Source organism: Flavobacterium sp. FG68 (assembly GCF_057808895.1).
In genome coordinates this window covers 1-21,767 of sequence record NZ_JBMDIY010000033.1, presented here as the reverse complement: position 1 = coordinate 21,767, position 21,767 = coordinate 1, and the positions used below count along the sequence as shown (strand labels likewise).

The window sequence follows — 21,767 nt, the reverse complement described above, 5'->3', positions numbered from 1 at the left end:
AATACTGAAATAATTCAGCATAAAAATGAAAGACGAAGAAGACGATAACATAATTCCAAACGACGACGAAAATAATCAAGATGAAAACCTGACGGATGACAATCAGGATGGAGATGACGATGAGATTATCAACGTAGATGCTAAACACTTTGAAGGACAGCATTTTTACGAAAATCAGGAAGAAGAAGGAGAAGACGTTATTACCAAAGTAACCGGAATGTACAAAGACTGGTTTTTGGATTACGCTTCATACGTAATTCTGGAACGTGCAGTTCCTGCTATCGAGGACGGATTTAAACCTGTTCAGCGTCGTATTATGCACTCTTTAAAAGAGCTGGACGATGGTCGTTATAATAAAGTTGCCAATGTTGTAGGTCACACGATGCAGTATCACCCACACGGAGATGCAAGTATTGGTGACGCAATGGTACAAATTGGTCAAAAAGATTTATTGATTGACTGCCAGGGAAACTGGGGAAATATCTTAACGGGCGATGGAGCTGCAGCTTCGCGTTATATTGAGGCACGTTTATCTAAATTTGCTTTGGAGGTTTTGTATTCTCCAAAAATTACAGATTGGGGAGTTTCATATGATGGACGTCGTGCAGAACCAAATAATCTTCCGGTAAAATTCCCATTGCTTTTGGCACAAGGAGCAGAAGGTATTGCAGTTGGACTTTCGACAAAAGTTTTGCCTCATAATTTCAATGAATTAATTGATGCTTCGATTAAAATTTTAAAAGGAAAAGCCTTTACGCTCTATCCTGATTTTATGACCGCAGGTATTGCCGATGTGTCCAATTATAATGATGGACTTCGCGGCGGACGTGTGCGTGTGCGTGCTAAAATTTCGCAATTAGACAAAAATACATTGGTGATTACGCAGATTCCGTTTTCTACCAATACATCGACTTTAATTGATAGTATTTTGAAAGCCAATGATAAAGGTAAAATCAAAATAAAGAAAATTGAAGACAATACCGCTGCCGATGTTGAAATTTTAATTCATCTTTTTCCGGGCGTTTCGCCAGATAAAACAATCGATGCTTTGTTTGCTTTTACAGCCTGCGAAACCTCTGTTGCACCTTTAGGATGCGTTATTGAAGACAACAAACCATTGTTTATTGGAGTTTCTGAAATGTTGAAAATTTCAACACACAGAACAGTTGATTTACTTCGTCAGGAATTAGAGATTCAGTTAGAAGAATTAAAAAATAAATGGCATTTTTCTACTTTGGAGAAAATCTTCATTCGTGAAGAAATGTACATTGATTTCAAATTGTATTCTGACAGAGAATCACTTTATAAATATTTATACGACCGATTTGAACCTTTCAAAAAATCATTCGTCAGAGAAATTAACGATGATGATTTACAACGCCTGACTCAAATTCCAATGATTCGTATTACTCGTTTTGACTCTGACAAAGCGGATGATTTTATCGCCAAGTTAGAAGACGAAATGAAAGAAGTAGAGCATAATCTGGAGCATTTAACAGATTTTGCAATTGCATACTTTACTAAATTAAAAGAGAAATACGGAAAAGGCCGCGAACGCCAGACTGAACTTCGTGTTTTTGATAATGTTGAGGCTACAAAAGTAGTTTTACGTAACACAAAATTATATGTAAACCGTGAAGAAGGTTTCGTAGGAACGAGCTTAAAGAAAGATGAATACGTTGGCGATTGTTCTGATATTGATGATGTAATTGTTTTTTTACGCGACGGAACATTGATGATAACAAAAGTAGATGCCAAAACCTTTATAGGAAAAGATATCATACATGTTGCTGTTTTTGATAAGAGTGATAAACGAACTATTTATAATATGATGTACCGTGACGGTAAATCGGGGCCTTCATATATAAAACGTTTCAACGTTAGCGGAGTAACGCGTGATAAAGCTTACGATTTGACAAACGGAACAAATGGTTCTCAGGTTGTTTATTTTTCACATAATCCAAACGGAGAAGCTGAGGTTGTAACGATATTATTGCGTCAGGTAGGAACAATCAAAAAACTAAAATTCGATATTGATTTTGCTAAACTAGCGATTAAAGGCCGTGCATCAAAAGGAAATTTGGTAACAAAATATCCAATCAAGAAAATCGAATTAAAAGAAAAAGGAATTTCGACTTTACTGCCAAGAAAAGTTTGGTTTGATGATACTGTAAAACGTTTAAATGTTGACGCAAGAGGTGAATTGTTAGGTGAATTTAAACCAAGCGATAAAATCTTAGTAATAAGTCAAACGGGTAAATTAAAAGTCATTATTCCGGAATTGTCAACTCATTTTGAGGAAGATATGATTATTCTGGAGAAATGGAAACCTAAAAAACCAATTTCTGCTATTTATTATGATGGAGAAAAAGAGCGTTATTTCTTAAAACGTTTCCTTGTTGAAAATGAAGGTAAAGAAGAAAGTTTTATTACAGATCATCCAAATTCGCAATTAGAAATTGTCTCTACAGATTATCGTCCGGTAGCACAATTGGTTTTTGCAAAAGTAAAAGGAGTTCAAAAAGAAGATTTACATATTGATGTCGAAGATTTTATAGCTGTAAAAGGTTTTAAAGCTTTAGGAAATCAATTAACTACAGATAAGCTAAAACAGGTTAATTTATTAGACCCGCTTCCTTACGAAGAACCAGTCGAAGAAATTCCTGAAAAACCAGAAGTATCAGAAGATGATTCTGTAGAAACAGAATTAGATGATGATGGCCAGATAGGTTTGGTTTTAGACTAAAAAATAAAACGCTAAGAATTTGATTTCTTAGCGTTTTTTTTATTCTCAATAGTAATATTACCCTATATCTATATTTTTATAATTTATCATAGACTTCTTGTCTCTGTTTACTGACCTAAATTTGTTTTTAAAAAGAATTACAAATTAAAAAAGGAGAATGAAAAATAAATTGTTTTTTTTAATATTACTACTTTATTCTTGTACAGGTAAAGATGAATTAAATGGATTTGTTTATGATTATGACACAGAACGACCTCTCAAAAAAGTACATATAAACATTAAAGACGATACAACTCAAACTGATAGCACTGGTTATTTCAGCATAAAAGTAAAGTCAAACTCACCTTGTACAATATTGTTACAGAGAGAGGGATATGCTTCTAAAAAAATATATAGAAAACCAGATTCTCTTGGGAAATTTAGAAAACGGAGTTTAAAAAATAATTCAATTTATTTAATAAATAAAGAAAGTGAATTTTCTAATAAAATTAATAAATAGTAAGCTTTGCTTATTTAAAAAGAGAATTCAAATTGACCTCTTTTTTCTCTCTCAATTTCTTTACAATTTTTAAAAATGCAATAGCAGTAATATAAGCATCGCCCAAAGCCGTATGACGGTCTTTTTTAGAAATATCAAACTTATCTGCAAGATCATCTAAGGTGTAATGATCTTTTCGTTCAAACAGATGAGATTTAATTAAAGTTCTTTTGTATAAATAAGCGGTATCTAAAGTTTTGTTAGTAAGTTGAGGTAAGTTGTTTCTTTCCAGCGCTTTATTAATCATTGTAACATCAAAAATGGTATGATGCGCAACGATAATTGAATCTCCAAGAAAAGATAAAAATTGCTCTAAAGCTTCTAATTCAGACGGACGCTTAATAAGTAAGTCTTTTAAAATACCATGAATCTGAGCTGTGGATTTATCATAATGATCCTGTTGAAGATAAATTTCAAAACTATTTTGAACCGAGATCACTCCGTTTTGAAGAACCAGAGCGCCAATACATAAAATACGATCATTTTCATAATCAAATCCCGTCGTTTCAGTATCCAGAACAACAAAACGGGTTTCTTCGATTGTGATACTTTCATCGAATAGATTTTCTTCCTTTTTCCAAAAATTAAATAAACCCATCGCTATACCAAATTTGAAATATTAAAACGTACCGAAATAAGTTCCTGAAGTTCTTTAATCGTTTTAAAAGTACGTTTCAGTTTAATCTTTTCCATTTTTGATAGAGATTCCAAAGCAATAAACTGCCCCGAATCGTGATGTAAAAGTCCCTGCTTAGTTCTAAATTTTAATAAAGCTTTAAACGAATAAGAACACGATAAATACAATTCTCTGTTATTTGGTTCCAATTCTGCTAACTTCTCAAAACGTTCTGCAGTATTACTAATCGATTTGACAGAATGCGATAAAATTAAAACACGCGCAGCATCAGTTAGAGGCATTAAAGCCCTTCTTTTAATATCAAAATTGTCTTTGTTTGCACCGTCTTGTTCAACTAAAAATTGTCTAAAAAAACCAGTCGGAGACGGGCTTTGCAAAGCACCACTTACCAAATGCATATAAAAAATAGGATTTGCTTTTACGTTTTCAAAAATGGAATCTGATAGTTGACTCACTATTTCAGCGTCGCCATAAGTTCTACTGTAATCAAAGAAAATAAAAGAAAGTAAAACTTCATTTTTCCCAGGATTAGTAATCCAATGATGCACCTGACTTTTCCATTCATCCAGACTCATACACCATTTTGGGTTTGAGGCCATCATTTCGGCAGGGCAATAATCGTAGCCAATATCAAAAAGTCCTTTATTTACAAGCGCAGCAAATTTTAAAAAATAAATTCGGGTTTCATCCCTAAAAACTTCATTTACATTTTCATAAACAATAGCATTATCCTGATCGGTGTGCAGCATTTGTTCGCCTCGTCCCTGACTTCCCAGCGCCAGCCACGCAAACTTAACCGGCGGCGGACTGCTCATTTTTTCTAAACAAATTTCGATAACACGTGTAGTGCAGGCTTCATTTAGTTCTGTTATGATTTTAGAAATCAAAGTCATTGGAATATTTTGATCTAAATATCCCTGGAGCAATTGCATGATTCGGTTTCTGATAGGTTTTATTTCCTTTGTTTTTTTAGCCCTTTTCAAAGCTTTAATTAAAACGGCAGGATTATTTCCTAAAGCCACCATTACATCATGTTTCGATAAAATACCAACTGCTTTGGTATTAACAGTTCCGTCTTTGGTAAGGCATAAATGGCTGATACTGCTTTTCATCATTGCCATTTGTGCCTCAGTAACAGTCATTTTTTTAGGATACGTAATAACAGGTTTCGTCATTATGGTTTCGGCAGTCGTGGTTATAGGGAAATCTCCGGTAACAATTTTATTTCGAAGATCTTTATCCGTTAAAATACCAATTGGAAGCATTTCATCTACAATTAATATAGCGCCCACTTTTTTCTTATTCATAATCCTGGCAATCTCCTTAACTGTTGTTGAGGGACTGCAGGTCACAATTTTTTTTGAATATTTAATTGGCGCTAAATCAAATGAATCATTGCTAGAATGACGATTTTCATTTAATAAATCGTCATCGCCGTATAATTTATCTTTATGAATATCTGAATACGGATTTCGGGTATTCGAAGCATAACTTTCGATCAGGAAATTACCAACATTTCTATTTTCTAATGCATAAGGTTTGAAAACCGCAATTGGAATAGCATATAAAATGCTTTCTTCATGTGCCACAGCTTCCATTATATAATTTTCCTGTGCCAAAAGTGGACGCAATCCAAAAATATCACCTTCGTCACACATATCCAGAACTGTGTTTTTTGTACTTTTCTTTAGCGCAACTGCACCTTTGTGGACTACATAAAATGAGTCATGTGTTTGATCGTTTTCGGCAAAAATAACGGCGTCTTTATCTTTATAGACAATAGAAATCTGTTCCGAAAGTTTTTCCAGATCCTTTGGATGTAGAAAATTAAAAGGCGGATAATTTTTTAGAAAGTCGGCAACTCTTTGCGAAATCGTATTTTTCATTTGGTTAGATTAGAGTTCTAAAATACTATTTAAAATAGAAATGTAAAAGAAACACCTTTAATTTTTGAGTTACAAAGAGACAAAGATGCAGAGGGACAAAGTTTTTTGCATAATAAAATAAAAACTTTGAGTCTTAGTGCCTTCGCGGCATAAAAAAAAGCCCCAATTGTGGGACTTTAACTTTATTATTCAACTTTAAAAACCTTACCTCGTTGTTTTTCTTCAGAGCCTACCATTCCAAATTCGAACGTATAAGAGTCTTTTGCAGTCGTTAAAATTTTCATGCTGATTGCTTTTTCTTCGGCCATATTTTTTGGATGCTTTTTTTGTAAAATATATTCACAATCACTTACCCAGCGTATTGTAGCGGTGTCTGTTTTTCCGTCAAAAGTTTCAATTTCGATGCTGTCTTTACGTTCAAAAAAAGTGGTTTTTTTAACACCGTTTACTTCAAACTCAAATTTGAATTTTCCGTTTTTAAAATCTTTACAATTGTGTTCAGCGTTATAACATGATACCAAAGCCAGTACCGGAAATAAGAATAGTATTTTTTTCATTTTTAAATAAGTTGTTTTTTAGGAGCTAATCCTGCTGTTCGCTAATTCCCGATAAACAAAAACTATGTCTAAAAAGTCTTGTTTTTCTAAATCGGGAGATGCCGCTTACATCAGGGCTAGAAAAATTTTGGATAAATTAAAAATAGTATTCCAATCGAGACAAAAATGATATTTAGGAAAAACAGAAAAAATAAATTCCGTCTTCTATTTTTGTCAGCCTGCTCATCAGATAATTTTGTTCTGCCGAATTTTATTAAAATCCAGTACCAAAATCCTCCCATATTAGCATGATATTCGATCATTTCAATCTCTTTAATTCATCATCTGTAAAGTTCTTGATTTCTTTTTCTTTGGCAAACTTTTCGGCGTTATAATTTCCCGATTTATTCTTCGGAATTGATAAGCTTTCCCAAGAACTCTTTTTTAATTGTTTGGCATAAAAAACAATCTGCCCAACATGATAAGGATAATGCGCCAGCTGTCGATTTATAGCTTCAATAACGGTGTGGCCTTCATTTCGAATATAAATAATATCTGAAAGCTGCTCTGGTTTTAAACTATTCAAAGCGTTTTCTAAACAATCCCAGCCTTTGTTCCAAATTTCCAGAATTTCTTCTTTAGACTGTAAATCATTTTCAAATTCAGAATCACGATTTCTCCATTCTTTTTCACCATCAGAGGTTAAAAAATCTGTCCATCGCGAAAGCATATTACCAGAAATATGTTTTATAATTGTTGCAATGCTATTCGTGTCTTCATTAACAGAAACAAAAAGCTGTTCGGACTCTAATTGCTCAATTGCCTTTTCACCAAGCATTTTATAATATAAAAATTGCTTTTTAACACTTTCTAAATAAGATTCATCAATTTTCATAAGCTTGAATTATTGTTTTTTTGCCACGAATTTCACGAATTGTCCCGAATTTTTTTCGTAGAAAATGTTTAAATTTTAATTCGTGTAAATTCGTGGAATTCGTGGCGAAAAATTATACAATTTTAATATCATATTTATCTAAAAGTCCCACAATTCCCTGAGTCGAAAATTGCGCTTTTCGCATGGCATTAAATTCAGGATCGATTTTATAATTGTAAGCTGTTCTAAAATCAACTGCTGCCAATTGTGTTTCATTAAAAATCGCACCATCTAAATTACAGTCTTCAAAAACAGAACTTGTCAAATTTGTTCCAACAAAAGTTACTTCACGAAGAGACGAATTTATAAACTTAGTTTTTGGCATTTTTTTGTTTGAAAATATAGCATAATCCAACGTACATTCTTCAAAATGAACCTGAAATAAAAAATCATCACATTCGTGGAAAGCGATTCCAAGAAGTTTACAGTTTTTGAAAGTTACATTTTTCAAACTCGTTCCCGCCAAACTTGTCATGGAGAGATTGCAATCAATAAATTCGCAGTCTAAAAAACTATTAGAATTAAAATTGCTGTTCGAAAAATCACAGTTTTTAAAAACACAATCCTCAAACTCCCGATTGTTTATTTTTTTATCGATATAAATAACTTTCTCGAATGTTTTTTGAATGTGGATTATTTCTTCCATTTTTTTATACTGTATTATAATTCTTTGAAAATATTATTTCTTTAGCTTGATTTTCAGTATAGATATTTCCTTTTTTAATACTTCTAAGAGAATTTTCTATGTCTAAATTGTAAGAATCAGAAGAACTCACCATTGAATAATTAATCGACTCAAGAAGGCTCTTTATTTTCTTAATTGTACTAGGATTTTTTATTTCATCAATTTCTTGATGTATCCATTGAAGATCTTTTTCTATATCCATTGAAAAGAATTTAGAATGGAAAACTTAGTCATTAAACAAAGCTTTCATAATGATTCTCAACCCTAAAAAAATCAAAAGCATAGAACTCAAACAAGCCACAATCCCAATTCCGAGAACTAAATAATGCCAATTAGTATGCTGATTCATAAATGCATTATAAATCAATGACGGCCCAAGAAACATCAAAGGCAGAGCACCTGTTAAATACTTAATTCCTTTTCCTAATAGTTGTTTGTTTGTGCTCATTTTAAAATTTGTTTCAAGTTTCAAGTTTTCTTTGTTTCAAGTTTGAAAACCTTTGCGAACTCTGCCTTCTTTATAATTTTATTTAATCTTCGCGAACTTTGCGAAAAAACCTTTGTGATCTTTGCGTTAAAATTCTACAGCAATTAAGCTTTAAAATTATCAACAGCATTCCTTACGCTGCCATATTTCTTCAATAATTCAGAAGCCTCTTCATACGAAACCGGAATTTCACCCATAATCATTTTTACGCCTCGATCAACCAGCTTAATGTTACTCAACTGCATATCGACCATTTTGTTTCCCTTTACTTTTCCAAGCTGAATCATTGCTGCAGTCGAAATCATGTTTAAAACGAGTTTCTGAGCAGTTCCGGCTTTCATTCTCGAACTTCCGGTTACAAATTCTGGCCCAACTACAACTTCAATTGGGAATTTTGCTGTCAACGCTAACGGACTTCCCGCATTATTGGTAATACCCCCCGTTAAAATATTATTTTGATTGCAAGTTTCTAAACCACCAATAACATACGGAGTAGTTCCAGAAGCTGCAATTCCTATTACGACATCATTTGCACCTATATTATGCGCTTGTAAATCAATCCAGGCTTGCGTTGCGTTGTCTTCGGCATTTTCTACAGCACGACGAATCGCAGTGTCACCGCCCGCAATAATTCCGTTCACTAAATCAAAGGGAACACCAAAAGTAGGAGGACATTCTGAGGCATCTACAACACCTAAGCGCCCAGATGTTCCTGCACCAATATAAAATATTTTCCCGCCAAGTTTTAGTTTAGCCACAACTTGTGCTACTAAAGCTTCAATTTGCGGTATTGCTTTTTCTACAGCATTAGGTACAGTTTTGTCTTCATTATTAATATTAGTTAGCAGTTCGTGAACTGACATTTTCTCTAAATGTTCGTATTTTGAAGATTGTTCGGTTGTTTTTGTAAAGGTCATTTTTTGTCGAAATAGTTATCCTCCAAAATTAAACTTTTTTATGGCAAATAGAGAAAAATTAGAAAGCAAAGTCGCTAAGTTTTAAAAACTTTTTCAGGTGATTTTGTTTTAGATCAAACCGCTTTATAAAACTTGTTAAAAGAACTAAAATATTATATTTGTTAAATAATGAAAGTTAAATGGATAAATTAGATTTATTGCAGGGGATTGGAAGAATCTCGGTTTTTGTGTCTTTACTGCTCGCCTTTTTTTTATTTACGGTCAAAACAGATAATAAATTAGCTAATCGCTTATTTGCCTGGTTTTTTATTTTTTCTGCGGTAGATCTTAGCGGCTTTTTCATTGAGGCAAGTACTCGCAGAGAACTAAATTTTGAGATTTTTAGATCGACAACCTGTTTGTTTGAAATGCCTTTATTTTATCTTTTTGTGTTGGCTGTCTGTTATTCAGATTTTAGGTTAAAATGGAAACATTTAGTTCATTTATTACCTTTTGTAATTGTCAATTTAGTTTTTATTCCGAGAATTTATCTAAGTGTAGATGTAGACAAAGATACTTTCGCTTCGGGACTTAATTTAATGCCGGAGATTTACTTTATCCAGATTTTAGTAGAATGTCAATATGTATTTTATATTGTATCTGTATTTTTGATTGTAAAAAAGTACAGAGAAATCTATTTAGAAAATTATGCAAATGCAAGCACAGCAACTTATAAATGGCTTTTTCAAATTACATGCGTATTTCTAACGGCACATATTATTGTGGCATTAAAAAATTTATTGCGTTACAGTGGTTTTAGTGAAATATTTCTGTGGGCAAATGTTCTTGTGGGAACCATTGCTTTATTTATCACTTGTTGGTTTATAATGAAAGCTTTAAATCATCCTGAGCTTTTTAGAGGAGTTAATTCGAAGCTGAAACTTACAAAAGACATTCTGCCGGAAGTTGAAGAAAAACCAGAATTAGTAAATGCTCAAAACGATTTGATCAATACTCAAATAACAACTTTGAAACAATATATGACAGAGAAAGAACCTTTTCTTGATCCGTCGCTTACCATTCAGGAATTGGCAAATCAAATTGATATTCCGGTTCGGGATTTATCTATTTTGATTAATCACCATATCGATCAACATTTTTTTGATTTTGTAAACGAATATCGCATTCAAAAAGCCATGCATATTTTAAAAGATGAATCTAAAAGTCAGCTTACCGTTTTAGAAATTTTATACGAAGTTGGTTTTAACTCTAAATCTTCGTTTAATACTTCTTTCAAAAAATATACTAATTTAACACCTACAGCTTACCGAAACGCTTCATAATAAGTAGTTTGTAAAAAGTCGTACTTCGTGACTAATAAAGTCGAACCAATTTCCGGATTAGAAATTGGTTCGACTTTTTTTTGTCGGTCGCGTATGGAGATTTTCTAAGGCAACTTTGCTTCAAATTAATCGAAACAAGTTTAAAAATTAGAAATCATGAAAAAAACAAACCTCCTTATCTTTTTATTATTGCCTTTATTTTGTTTAGCACAAGCATCATTTAAATTGAAGGGAAAAATAACAAACGAAACAACTTCATTAGAATGGGCAGATGTTTCCATCTTAAATTCTGAAGGAAAAATTATTGATGGAACGACAACGAAACAAGATGGAAATTTTGAATTTAATCTTAAAAAAGGATCTTATAAAATAGGAATCAATCTTTTGGGATTTACAGATTATGAAAAAGAAATTGTAATTGAAAAGGATATTGATTTAGGAACAATTATTTTGAAAGAAAACGCAACTCATTTAGTAGAAGTTGTTATTCAATCGAAAAAGAAAACTGTGGAACAAAAAACAGATCGATTGGTTTACAATCTTGAAAACAATGTAACAACAGTTGGCAGCGACGCTTTAAGTGCTATTAACACTGCCCCTGGAGTTGTGGTGAAAAATGACATGATTACGATTTTAGGAAAAGGAACTTCCAGAGTTATGATTGACGGAAGAATGATTGAATTGGCAGGCGAGGAATTGAATAATTTTTTGAAATCTATTTCGGCAAATGATATTAAAAATATTGAAATTATAAGTAATCCGCCGGCAAAATACGAAGCGGAAGGAGCTGGAGGATTAATCAATATTATTATGAAAAAAGGAATGCGTGATTCCTGGAAAAACACAACAACAGTTTCTTACGACCAGAATAAATACGGAATTTATACTTTGAGGGATAATTTCTATTACAACAAAAATAAATTCAGATTTTCTGCGAGCGTTAATGGAAAAACAGGTTACAAAAATGCAGATGAATCTTTAGAAATGTATTTTCCCGATGGTCTTTCAGTTATGAAAAGTGAAACGAAAGTAAAAAATGAAAATCTTTCCGGAAAATTGGCTTTTGATTATGATTTTTCAGAACGTACAACTGTTGGTTTTCAATTTTTGAATGACAGGAATAATCCGGATTTTGGTTCGGATATTAGAATTGAAAAGTATAATACTCAAAATCAATTAGACAATGTTACGCTAAATGATAGTTATACAGACAAAGGTTCTGGAAATCAAACTTATAATGTTCATTTGATTACTAAACTGGATTCTTTAAATAGAAAATTATCTTTTGACGTGGATTATTTTAATTATAATTCAAAGTTTGATAGAAGTTTTATTGCTAATAATTATACACCAGATATGACTTTTGTTGATGTAAATCAGTCGGGAAGAAATATCTCGAATCAGGATATCGACAATTGGAGTTTTAAGGCTGATATGGAACATCCGCTTCAGGCTTTAAATTTATCTTATGGTGCTAAAATGAGTTTTACAAATAGTATAAGTGATGTACTTTATTATAATACAATTACCGGAACTCCAGAATTAGACCCAGCGCAATCCAACCGATTTAAATACACTGAAAATAATCAGGCAGTTTATATTAACGGAGATAAGAAAATGGGTGAAAAATGGAATTTTCAAATGGGTTTAAGATTAGAAAATACACAGACAAACGGATTTTCTGAAACCATGAATCAGGAAACAGTAAATAATTATTTGAAATTATTTCCAACAGTTTACGCTTCGTACAAGAAAAATGAAAACAATACTTTTAGTTTAAATTACGGAAAAAGAATCAACAGACCTCGTTTTGATTTACTGAATCCGTTTAAGGTTTATATTAACAGCAATAGTTATTCTGAAGGAAATCCGTTTTTAAGACCTTCATTTAGTGATAATTTTGAATTTGCTCATTCGTATAAAGAAGTTTTAAGAACAAGTGTTTTTGTAAATGTAATTACAAATGGTTACGGAGTTTTGTTTACTTCAAATCCCGAAACAAATACACAAATTGTAACGCGTGAGAATTATTTTAAAAACATAAATTATGGTATTGGTGAAAGTTATTCGGCGAATTTTGCAGAATGGTGGTCAAGTGAAAATTCATTGTACTTTTTAGGGGCAAAAACAGAATTTATAAAGGATATTAATGCCACTCCGTCAAATAGTTTACAAATTGATTTTTCGACAAATAATACTTTCATTTTAGGCAAAACAACAAAACTGCAAATTGATTTTAGTTATAGCTCGCCTTTTGAAAGTGGTTTGTATAAAGTTGGTTATGTATCGAGTTTTGATATTGGTTTTAAACAGGATTTGTTTAATAAAACAATGCAGATTGCGTTTTTGGCAAACGATATTTTTAATACGTCTTATTTAAAAGATTTTGCTTCGGTTGTAAATGGTGTAAAACAAGTTTATAGCCAGAATGAGAGTAATAGGTTCGTTCGTTTTTCTGTGGTTTATAATTTTGGAAACAAAAAAATCAACATAAAAGAGCGCGCTTTTGGAAATCAGGATGAGAAAAAGAGAACAGGAAATTAATTATGAATTGTTAATGGTTAATTGTGAATTCTGATATTGTAAACTTGAAACCTGAAACGTGAAACTTCATTTTGCGTGAGGGATAGGAGCTGGCTACCGAAGTAGCGCGGATAGCCCGGCAGTATTTAAGAAAAGGCCCAATGAACGTAAAGTTGATTGGGCCTTTTCTTAAATACTGACACGCCCTGATTATAAAAAGAATGCCAATAAAATTCCTAAAACGATCATGGAAACTTTGGCAACATTAAATTTATGTCCTTCGCTGCTTTCAAAGATAATTGTTGATGAAATATGGAATAAAATACCAATTACGATTGCTGTTATTTCGGTATAATAATCGTTTAAAATTGGGAGATATTCAGATGCAACGGTTCCAAGCGGCGTCATGATGGCAAAAGTCAGCATGAAAGCAAAAATGGCTTTTTTGTTTAAATCGGCATTAATGAAAAATGTCGTTAAAATAACGGCAATTGGCAAATGATGAATCGCAATTCCTACGGCTAAATCGTGATGATGACTTACCGGAAACCCTTCTAAAAAGGCATGAATGCAAAGGCTTATAAATAAAAGCCAGGGAATTTGCGACATTTTTGCGTGGCCGTGAACGTGTCCGTGTTCTGCGCCTTTGGAGAAAAACTCCAAAACGATCTGAAACAGAATCCCGACCATTATAAACAAACCAATTTTATGATTGTGCGAACTGTAAACTTCTGGCAGCAGATGCATTACGGTTAACGATAACAAAAATGAACCGCTAAATGCGAGTAGTAATTTTAAATTGGTTTTGTTGGTTGGTTTTAAAAACAAAGCCACACTATATCCTAAAAGTACAGAAAATAAGGGTAGTAGATAATTCATTTTTGTTTAATCGGGTTTTTGTTTAATCGTTTAATCGGTTTTTTCTGTGTCAATTTGTTCAGGCGATTAAACAAATTAACAGTTAAACGATTAAAGCTATTTAAAAATCATGATTAATCTTTCGCTTTCGGTTTTATGGAATTTTTTGAGTTTGTAATCTCCAAAAATATCTAAAAGATAAATTCCGGCTTCATCCATTAAATCCTGAAAATCTTTTAAAGTTAAGGCTTTTACTTTTTCGGTAAAATGAAATTTTCTGCCTTGGTCTTCAAAATCAATTTCTTTAAAAATATGACCGTCTTCAACATATCTTTTGATGTGAAAATCTATTCCGTCAACTGTTTTAACTTCTTGGGGAACCAAAGTTTCAATTACCTGATTCACATTCATAAAATCAATAACGGCAAATCCATATTCTGATAAACTTTCTTTGATGGCTTTAAGCGTTGTCAGGTTATCATCGTCACTTTCGAAGTAGCCAAAACTAGTAAAAAGGTTAAAAATAGCATCGAATTTTTCTTCAAAAGGTTCGCGCATATCGTGCACTTTAAAATGAAGATGTTCGTTACTGTTTTTATTCGCTTCGGCAATGCTGTTTTCAGATAAATCAGCACCTAAAACATTAAAACCTAATTGATTCAGGTAAATAGAATGACGTCCTTTTCCGCAGGCTAAATCCAGCACTTTTGCTTTTTCGGGAAGATTTAGATAATGCGTTAAATTGTCCATAAAAATCTGAGCTTCTCTATAATTTCTATCCTTGTACAGGATGTGATAATATGGAGTATCAAACCATGATGTAAACCAGTTTTCGGTATTTCTATCCTGATTTGGTGTTGATGAGTTGGGTGCGTCAGACATTTATTCTATTTCAATTAATATAAAGTACCGCAAATTTAGTGTATTTTTGCCGAAAAATAACTATTTCGCGAGGATACCTAAATAAACGTTGGTATCTGCCTGCGATTGGAGTTGTTTTTTAATACAAAAATAAAGATGGAAGAAAATTTTAGAATGATTGCCAAATGTTTTTTTGGCTTTGAAGAGATATTAGAACAGGAATTGCGTACGCTTGGGGCTCAGGATGTTGAAAAAGGAGTGCGAATGGTAAGTTTTAAAGGGGATAAAGGTTTTATGTACAAAGCTAATTTATCGCTTAGAACGGCACTAAAAGTCCTAAAACCTATTTACTCTTTTAGAGCTAATAATGAACAGGCATTATATAAAGGAATTTCGGGAATAAACTGGTCTAAATTATTGAATGCCAATCAAACTTTTGTGATTGATGCTACGGTGCATTCGACTTATTTTAACCATTCTGAGTTTGTTTCTCAAAAATGTAAAGATGCGATTGTCGATCAGTTTAGAGAAAGAACAGGACAAAGACCAAGCATTGATAAACAATATCCGGATTTAAGAATCAATATTCATATTGATAAAGATCAGGTTTCTGTTGCTTTAGATACTTCAGGAAATTCGCTGCACCAGCGAGGTTACAGAACGGCAACGAATATTGCGCCTATAAACGAGGTTTTGGCAGCTGGAATTTTATTATTATCGGGCTGGGAAGGGCAAAGTCACTTTTTAGATCCAATGTGCGGTTCTGGAACTTTCCTTGCCGAAGCAGCGATGATTGCCTGCAATATCCCAGCAAACATTAATCGTAAAGAATTTGCATTTGAAAAATGGAAAGATTGGGACAACGATTTATTTGATCAGATTGTAAACAGTTTGATGAAGAAAACAAAAGAGTTTCATTATACAATTAAAGGTTTTGATAAAGCGCCAAGTGCGGTAAGCAAAGCCAAAGATAATATCAGAAATGCAAATCTTGAAGATTATGTAACGATTGAAGATAATAACTTTTTTGACAGTGAAAAAGCGGTTGAAGGAAAGCTTCATATTGTATTTAATCCACCGTATGATGAGCGTTTAGATATTCATATGGAAGAATTCTACAAAAACATAGGCGATACTTTAAAGAAAAATTATCCGGGAACAAATGCCTGGTTCATTACAGCAAATCTTGAAGCTTTAAAATTTGTTGGATTAAAACCGTCAAGAAAAATCAAACTTTTTAACGGAAGCCTTGAAGCACGTTTGGTAAAATACGAAATGTACGAAGGAAGTAAGAGAACGAAATTTCAAGTTTCTGAATAAATTAGGTACAAAGGCTCAGAGGTTCAAAGGTTCAAAGAAAAACCTTTGTCGCTCTGAACCTTTGCAACTTTGAACCTTAAAAGAAAAAAATGACAAAACTACAAGTAAGAGCTTTTCTATACCAATTAGGAAGTTTCGCGATTCTGTTTATTTTAGGAAGATTTATAATTGCAGAATACACGGGATTAACCGGAATCTGGATTCCGATGACATCGTTTGTTGCGGCGACTATTATTGCGCCTAAGTTTCAGGCTGTGAAAACAAAAGACGGCGAAAAACTTTTTATGAAATGGATTTTTATAAAAGGAATTAGAGTTATTGGATAAATTTTTAAAATCAGCAATATGAGGAAAATTGGACTTATTGGCGGTATAAGCTGGGTTTCGACTACAGATTATTACAAACTTATAAATCTGGGAATTAACGAAAAGCTGGGAGGTTTAAACTTCTCTGAATGTTTGGTTTATTCTTTTAATTATGCTGATATTAAAAAGAATAATGACAATAACGATTGGGATTCGACTTTTAAGATGCTTTTTAAAGGCTGTGAATTTTTAAAATCGGGCGGGGCAGAAGCTATTATTTTATGTGCCAATACGATGCATTTAATTGCTGATAAACTTCAGGAAGCGATCGATTTGCCTGTTATTCATATTGCGGTTGAAACTGCAGTTGAAATTCAAAAACAACAGCTTAAAAAGGTTGGTTTATTGGGAACTAAGTTTACAATGGAACTGGACTTTTTTAAAGATAAACTAGCTGCACAAGGTATCGAAGCCATAATTCCTGCCAGCGAAGATGATAAAGATTTTATTCATTATACGATTTTCGAAGAGTTGGGAAGAGGAATTGTAACCGATGAAATGAAAAAACGTTATATAGAAATTGCTAATGAACTGATTCAAAACGGTGCAGAAGGAATTATTTTAGGTTGTACCGAAATTCCTTTGGTAATAAAAGAAGGAGATTTATCGGTTCCTATTTTTGATACAACTTTAATACACGCAAAATCGGCTGTTGAATTTCAGTTGTCTTAAATAAAATAAGTATAAAAAAAAGCCGCGAATTCAGGAATTTAAAATATTAGATTCTTGAATTCGCGGCTTTTAATTTTTTGTAAAACTATTTCTTTTTAGGAGCTTGTTTTTGAATTTCAGGCACAATTACCTTTTTTTTGTAAATAGGAATGAAATAAGAAACGGTATAATTAAAACCTACACCAAAACTTCCGTCATAAGTTCTGTTGAAACCCGGAATATAAAGGTTGTCAAAGCCCGAAGGTTTATTGTTCATCACTAAAAGTTTTAACTGCACGCCAAAACCTACGAATAAATTATCGAAAACTTCTGCTTTAATTCCTCCTGCAACTTCAAGCCATGCGGCACTTAAACCGCTGTTTTTTTGATTTGCTTCGATTGAAGGTTTTTCTCCCCAATACGGATTTGAATTGTAAATTTTATAGCTGTTTAAGTCTTGGCTGAAAGAGCTGAAACCACCTCGTAAACCAATAGTAATAAGGTTTTCCATATCAAGCCAGTTGTCATACAAATTGTAATCAAAACCTCCTTTAATATACGTTCCTGTCGCTGTAGAGTTTAATCTGTCGTCATCTGTAGTTTTGTCTTCAAAACCCAATTCGGCAGCTAGATAGTATCTTTTTGTTAAACGCCAGTCACCGGTAAATTCTACACCTTTATAATCCTTATCATAAAAACCTCTGGTTAATTTGTACAAATCAACACCCACACGCAAACCGTAACGATCTGTTTTGGGCGGAACAATAGTGTCTGCCTTAACTTCCTGAACCGCAGTTTTTGCAGTTTTAGTTTTTGGTTTTTCGGTAACTATTGGTTTTGTTGCTGTCGAATCTTTTATTTCCTGAGCATGTCCCAAAAGCATTGCAAAAACGAAACAAAGACTAAAATAATATTTCAAGGTGTGTTTCATTTTCCAGTTCAATGTTACGGGTTTTTAAATTTAAAGTCTTCATCCAAACGCCATCTCCTGTATCAGGATCATCTGTACGTATATAGCCAGAAGTATTAGGTAATTCAGTAGTTTGCTCGTTAAGCAAAAAAATGGTTTTAAAACCACAAGCTCTGGATACGTAAGAAGTTTGACGTGTATAGTTAAATGTTATTATATCGCTGTTTGTGACATCCGGATTTGGATCATCAGAATCTAATATAAATTTATAACCGGTGATATCTTCATCTATTTTTAGCGGTATAGAAATTGTATTTCCGTTTGCCAGATATTTCGTTGTAGATGTACCATTTTCATTAAAAACAATTCCGTTAGGATCAGCGCCCGGGCCAATACCAACAACTCTTAAATTGGTAACACTTCTTGGTGTAGACGGATCTGCACTGCTGTAAAATTTAATTACTAATCTTGGAGTAGTAGGTGTATTTGCGTCGCAGATATCATCTTTTTCACAGCTGGATAAACCAAATGTAAAGACTAATAAAAGAGAAATTATTTTTTTCATCTAGCGTTTTATAATTATCGAAGTTCTAAAAGTACAACATTTTCAACATGATGCGTCTGCGGAAACATATCAACCGGACGTACGCGGGTTACCTTGTATTTTTCGTCCATTAAGGCTAAATCACGTGCTTGTGTTGCTGAGTTACAACTTACATAAACTACCTTTTTTGGGGCAATTTTTAAAATCTGATCAATTACAGCAGCATGCATTCCATCTCTCGGCGGGTCAGTAATAATAACATCAGGTTTTCCGTGCTGAGCAATAAAAGCTTCGTTGAATACCACTTTCATGTCTCCAACAAAAAACTCACAATTCGTAATATTATTGCGTTCAGCGTTTGCTTTAGCGTCTAAAATTGCTTCTGGAACACTTTCTACACCAATTACTTTTTTGGCTTTTTTAGAAACGAACTGTGCAATAGTTCCCGTTCCTGTATATAAATCATAAACGGTTTCTTCTCCTGTTAATCCTGCATAATCACGCGTTATTTTGTATAATTCGTAAGCCTGATCAGAGTTAGTCTGGTAGAAAGATTTAGCGTTGATGCTAAATTTTAAGCCTTCCATTTCTTCCAGGATATAATCTCTTCCTTTATAAAGCTTAATATCCTGATCGTAAATTGTATCGTTTTGTTTCGCATTTACCACATATTGTAAAGAGGTAATCTGCGGGAATTTTTCGTATAAATGATCTAAAACCAATTCGCGGTTTGCTTTATCATCTTCAAAAAACTGAATCAAAACCATGATCTCGCCAGTTGAAGCAGTACGAATCATTAAAGTTCTTAATAACCCTGAATGTTCTCTCGGATTAAAAAAGGCTAAATTATGCTCGTTTGCAAATTCTCTGATTTCATTTCTGATAGCGTTTGAAGGATCTTCTTGTAAATGACATTTTTCGATGTCAAGAATTTTATCCCACATTTTCGGAATATGAAATCCTAAAGCATTTCTGTTTCCTAAATCTTCTGTACTTCCAATTTCTTTTTCAGTTAACCAACGGCTGTTAGAAAACGAAAATTCCATTTTATTTCTGTAGAAAAACTGTTTATCTGAACCCAAAATAGTTTCAAATTCCGGTAATTCAACTTTTCCAATACGCTGTAAATGATTTTTTACCTCGTTTTGTTTGTAATACAGCTGCTGGCTGTATTTCATGTTTTGCCATTTACATCCGCCGCACACACCAAAATGATCGCAGATTGGATCAATACGATGTTCTGATAATTCGTGAAATTTCACGGCTTTCCCTTCGTAATATGCTTTTCTTTTTTTGAATGTTTGTACATCAACAACATCGCCAGGAACGACATTCGGAATAAAGATTACTTTTCCGTCAGGAGCTTTTGCTACTGAGACTCCCTTTGCTCCGGCATCAAGAACCTGAATTTGATGAAAGACAACTTTGTCTGTATTTTTTCTTCCCATAGCGCAAAAATAAGGGTTTGTAAACTTTTACAAATTTTATTTTCATAATATTTTATCAAATTGTGTAATTTACTAGTTTAATAAACTTTAAAAGTTAACTTTGTTCCTGATATTCAGCCCCAAGCTACAATATATTATCAATAGTTTTGTTATGTTTTTATGAAGTTGTATCATAATCTTTCACAAATTAGCTTTTTGAAAAAAAGTTATGCGTTAAAATTTTTATTTGTCGCTTTTATAGGAATACATATTCCATTAATTGGAATTTTATTTTTTGTTCTTTTTTTCGAACAGACTATTTCACCCACATCGATTCTGATTTTTTCATTAGTAATGACATTATTGGCAACCGCTGTAACCCTTTTAGTCTTAAAACAGTTAATAAGACCTATTTCTATTGCCTCAAGATCATTAGATGATTATAGAAACAAAAGAAGATTATCAATTCTCCCAACAGAATATACTGATGAAGCCGGACTTTTAATGTGCAATATTCAGGAATCGATTTATGAGGCTGAAAGTTTTATAAATGAAAAGCAGGATTTAATTTACATGCTTTCACACGATTTAAAAAACTTTGCCGGAAATCCACAGGGTTTGGCAAAACTAATCTTAAGCGAAAATCCCTCTGAATCTGTTAAGCATTTGGCCGATTTAATTTGTGAGTCGACCAATTTGCAATTCCGATACATCGAAAACTTCATTAAATTATTAAAAGAACAAGATCAGGTTCTGAAAGTAAATCAGGAAACCAAAACTATTTATTTTGAAAATATTCTTCCTTTTATCAATGAACAGGTTGAACAGCGATTAATAGATAAAAATATAGTCTTAAACTTAAGTGTTGAAATTGACGAAGCTAAACTTTGGATTGATGAAGGTTTGCTGGTTCAGGTTTTGGTAAATTTAATTAGTAACGCAATTAAGTTTTCTTATTTTGACAGTGATATTAAAGTCAGGATTTATAAAGAAAACTCAAATCTTGTTATTACTGTTGCAGACAGAGGAATTGGTTTTGATAAACATCAGATGGAGGAATTATTTAAAAAATTCACCAAAATGAGCCGTTTAGGAACTGCTAATGAATCCTCAACCGGAATCGGACTTTATTTATGCAAAAAAATTATCGAAAAAAATAAAGGCCGATTAACTGCCATAAGTGAAGGCAAAAATAAAGGTGCTGAGTTTAAGATTGAGTTTGAGATCTAAGAGTCTAAGTTTCTGAGATTCTAAGATTTTGAGTTTTTTCTTTCTGAACTTAATTTTTTATTTGTTCATCCATTAATTCTTCATCATCCCTTTCGCGGGAAAGAATTAATAGACATACAACTTTTAGATAAAAACTTATATTTTTCATGGTTATGAGTTTGGTGAGTTTTATTATAAAGATGTTTGCTTTTTAAAATGGTTGCGTAAATATGAAAAATAAACCTTAAGTTCTGAACTTTATAAAAAATCCAGAACTTAAAGTTTCATTTTGAAATTAATTATACATTAATGTTGCTTTTCCGTTAACACACTCAACTGATTTTGGTCTATTTGGAATATGGATGTGCTAACTTAGCATGGAGTTCTAGTTAAGAACTAAATCTTAACTTT

General features: G+C 32.7%; 21 protein-coding genes. 8 read left to right on the top strand and 13 right to left on the bottom strand.

The genetic code is table 11. The features are described 5' to 3' along the window. Positions 1–25 precede the first annotated feature (25 nt). Together ACODSB_RS18825 and ACODSB_RS18820 are read left to right on the top strand one after the other, a co-directional pair. Positions 26–2,746, top strand: coding sequence for a DNA gyrase/topoisomerase IV subunit A (locus ACODSB_RS18825; protein ID WP_488938154.1), 2,721 nt, complete (start codon positions 26–28; stop codon positions 2,744–2,746). A gap of 157 nt (positions 2,747–2,903) precedes the next feature. Further along, complete coding sequence (locus ACODSB_RS18820; protein ID WP_488938153.1) at positions 2,904–3,245, top strand: peptidase associated/transthyretin-like domain-containing protein; 342 nt, start codon at positions 2,904–2,906, stop codon at positions 3,243–3,245. A gap of 10 nt (positions 3,246–3,255) precedes the next feature. Here ACODSB_RS18820 and ACODSB_RS18815 read toward each other — a convergent pair whose 3' ends face one another. The 8 genes from ACODSB_RS18815 to murQ all read right to left on the bottom strand — a co-directional run bounded on the left by ACODSB_RS18815 (position 3,256) and on the right by murQ (position 9,366). Beyond that, positions 3,256–3,882 carry a 3'-5' exonuclease gene (locus ACODSB_RS18815; protein ID WP_488938152.1) on the bottom strand — a complete coding sequence of 209 codons (627 nt, stop codon included), beginning with the start codon at positions 3,880–3,882 and terminating at the stop codon, positions 3,256–3,258. A gap of 2 nt (positions 3,883–3,884) precedes the next feature. After that, positions 3,885–5,807 carry a DUF294 nucleotidyltransferase-like domain-containing protein gene (locus ACODSB_RS18810; RefSeq protein ID WP_488938151.1) on the bottom strand — a complete coding sequence of 641 codons (1,923 nt, stop codon included), beginning with the start codon at positions 5,805–5,807 and terminating at the stop codon, positions 3,885–3,887. Between the two features lie 185 nt (positions 5,808–5,992). After that, positions 5,993–6,364 carry a DNA topoisomerase IV gene (locus ACODSB_RS18805; RefSeq protein WP_488938150.1) on the bottom strand — a complete coding sequence of 124 codons (372 nt, stop codon included), beginning with the start codon at positions 6,362–6,364 and terminating at the stop codon, positions 5,993–5,995. 298 nt (positions 6,365–6,662) lie between these two features. Then, positions 6,663–7,238, bottom strand: a complete 576-nt coding sequence (locus tag ACODSB_RS18800) for a DUF1572 family protein (RefSeq protein WP_488938149.1) — start codon at positions 7,236–7,238, stop codon at positions 6,663–6,665. Positions 7,239–7,350: 112 nt separating this feature from the next. After that, positions 7,351–7,923, bottom strand: a complete 573-nt coding sequence (locus tag ACODSB_RS18795) for a pentapeptide repeat-containing protein (RefSeq protein ID WP_488938148.1) — start codon at positions 7,921–7,923, stop codon at positions 7,351–7,353. Positions 7,924–7,927: 4 nt separating this feature from the next. Further along, the gene (locus tag ACODSB_RS18790) at positions 7,928–8,164 is read right to left on the bottom strand and encodes a hypothetical protein (RefSeq protein WP_488938147.1); all 237 of its coding nucleotides are present in this window, start codon (positions 8,162–8,164) and stop codon (positions 7,928–7,930) included. A gap of 24 nt (positions 8,165–8,188) precedes the next feature. Further along, positions 8,189–8,410, bottom strand: coding sequence for a DUF6095 family protein (locus ACODSB_RS18785; RefSeq protein WP_053473765.1), 222 nt, complete (start codon positions 8,408–8,410; stop codon positions 8,189–8,191). 143 nt (positions 8,411–8,553) lie between these two features. Then, positions 8,554–9,366 (bottom strand): N-acetylmuramic acid 6-phosphate etherase, encoded by an 813-nt coding sequence (gene murQ / locus ACODSB_RS18780; RefSeq protein WP_488938146.1) that lies wholly within the window; start codon positions 9,364–9,366, stop codon positions 8,554–8,556. Between the two features lie 179 nt (positions 9,367–9,545). Between murQ and ACODSB_RS18775 the strand changes: the two genes are divergently transcribed. Both ACODSB_RS18775 and ACODSB_RS18770 read left to right on the top strand, forming a co-directional pair. Further along, a complete protein-coding gene (locus ACODSB_RS18775) occupies positions 9,546–10,688 on the top strand; it encodes a helix-turn-helix domain-containing protein (RefSeq protein ID WP_488938145.1) in 1,143 nt (380 codons plus the stop codon). Between the two features lie 156 nt (positions 10,689–10,844). Beyond that, the gene (locus tag ACODSB_RS18770) at positions 10,845–13,232 is read left to right on the top strand and encodes a TonB-dependent receptor (RefSeq protein WP_488938144.1); all 2,388 of its coding nucleotides are present in this window, start codon (positions 10,845–10,847) and stop codon (positions 13,230–13,232) included. Positions 13,233–13,421: 189 nt separating this feature from the next. Here the strand turns inward: ACODSB_RS18770 and ACODSB_RS18765 are convergent, their stop codons facing one another. Both ACODSB_RS18765 and ACODSB_RS18760 read right to left on the bottom strand, forming a co-directional pair. Next, on the bottom strand, positions 13,422–14,090 hold the full coding sequence (locus tag ACODSB_RS18765) for a ZIP family metal transporter (protein ID WP_053473655.1): 669 nt from the start codon (positions 14,088–14,090) through the stop codon (positions 13,422–13,424). 96 nt (positions 14,091–14,186) lie between these two features. Next, on the bottom strand, positions 14,187–14,951 hold the full coding sequence (locus ACODSB_RS18760; RefSeq protein WP_053473654.1) for a class I SAM-dependent methyltransferase: 765 nt from the start codon (positions 14,949–14,951) through the stop codon (positions 14,187–14,189). 135 nt (positions 14,952–15,086) lie between these two features. Here ACODSB_RS18760 and ACODSB_RS18755 point away from each other — a divergent pair, with 135 nt between their 5' ends. The 3 genes from ACODSB_RS18755 (at position 15,087) to ACODSB_RS18745 (ending at position 17,287) form a co-directional block, all read left to right on the top strand. Beyond that, positions 15,087–16,250, top strand: a complete 1,164-nt coding sequence (locus ACODSB_RS18755) for a THUMP domain-containing class I SAM-dependent RNA methyltransferase (protein WP_488938143.1) — start codon at positions 15,087–15,089, stop codon at positions 16,248–16,250. An 89-nt stretch (positions 16,251–16,339) separates the two neighbouring features. Further along, the gene (locus ACODSB_RS18750) at positions 16,340–16,576 is read left to right on the top strand and encodes a hypothetical protein (protein ID WP_053473652.1); all 237 of its coding nucleotides are present in this window, start codon (positions 16,340–16,342) and stop codon (positions 16,574–16,576) included. Between the two features lie 18 nt (positions 16,577–16,594). Further along, a complete protein-coding gene (locus tag ACODSB_RS18745; protein ID WP_488938142.1) occupies positions 16,595–17,287 on the top strand; it encodes an aspartate/glutamate racemase family protein in 693 nt (230 codons plus the stop codon). Between the two features lie 85 nt (positions 17,288–17,372). On the opposite strand, the gene ACODSB_RS18740 is transcribed toward ACODSB_RS18745, so the two are convergent. From ACODSB_RS18740 to rlmD, 3 genes are read right to left on the bottom strand one after another with little or no spacing between them, the layout of a single operon-like run. Then, a complete protein-coding gene (locus ACODSB_RS18740; protein WP_488938141.1) occupies positions 17,373–18,197 on the bottom strand; it encodes a DUF6048 family protein in 825 nt (274 codons plus the stop codon). Further along, on the bottom strand, positions 18,169–18,741 hold the full coding sequence (locus ACODSB_RS18735; protein ID WP_180861286.1) for a DUF6452 family protein: 573 nt from the start codon (positions 18,739–18,741) through the stop codon (positions 18,169–18,171). The genes ACODSB_RS18740 and ACODSB_RS18735 overlap by 29 nt, the downstream gene beginning before the upstream one ends. Positions 18,742–18,755: 14 nt before the next feature. Next, positions 18,756–20,168: a 23S rRNA (uracil(1939)-C(5))-methyltransferase RlmD gene (rlmD, locus tag ACODSB_RS18730; protein ID WP_256634100.1), complete on the bottom strand. Its 1,413-nt coding sequence runs from the start codon at positions 20,166–20,168 to the stop codon at positions 18,756–18,758. 195 nt (positions 20,169–20,363) lie between these two features. On the opposite strand from rlmD, the gene ACODSB_RS18725 reads away from it, so the two are divergent. Then, the gene (locus ACODSB_RS18725; RefSeq protein WP_488938140.1) at positions 20,364–21,377 is read left to right on the top strand and encodes a sensor histidine kinase; all 1,014 of its coding nucleotides are present in this window, start codon (positions 20,364–20,366) and stop codon (positions 21,375–21,377) included. Positions 21,378–21,767 lie beyond the last annotated feature (390 nt).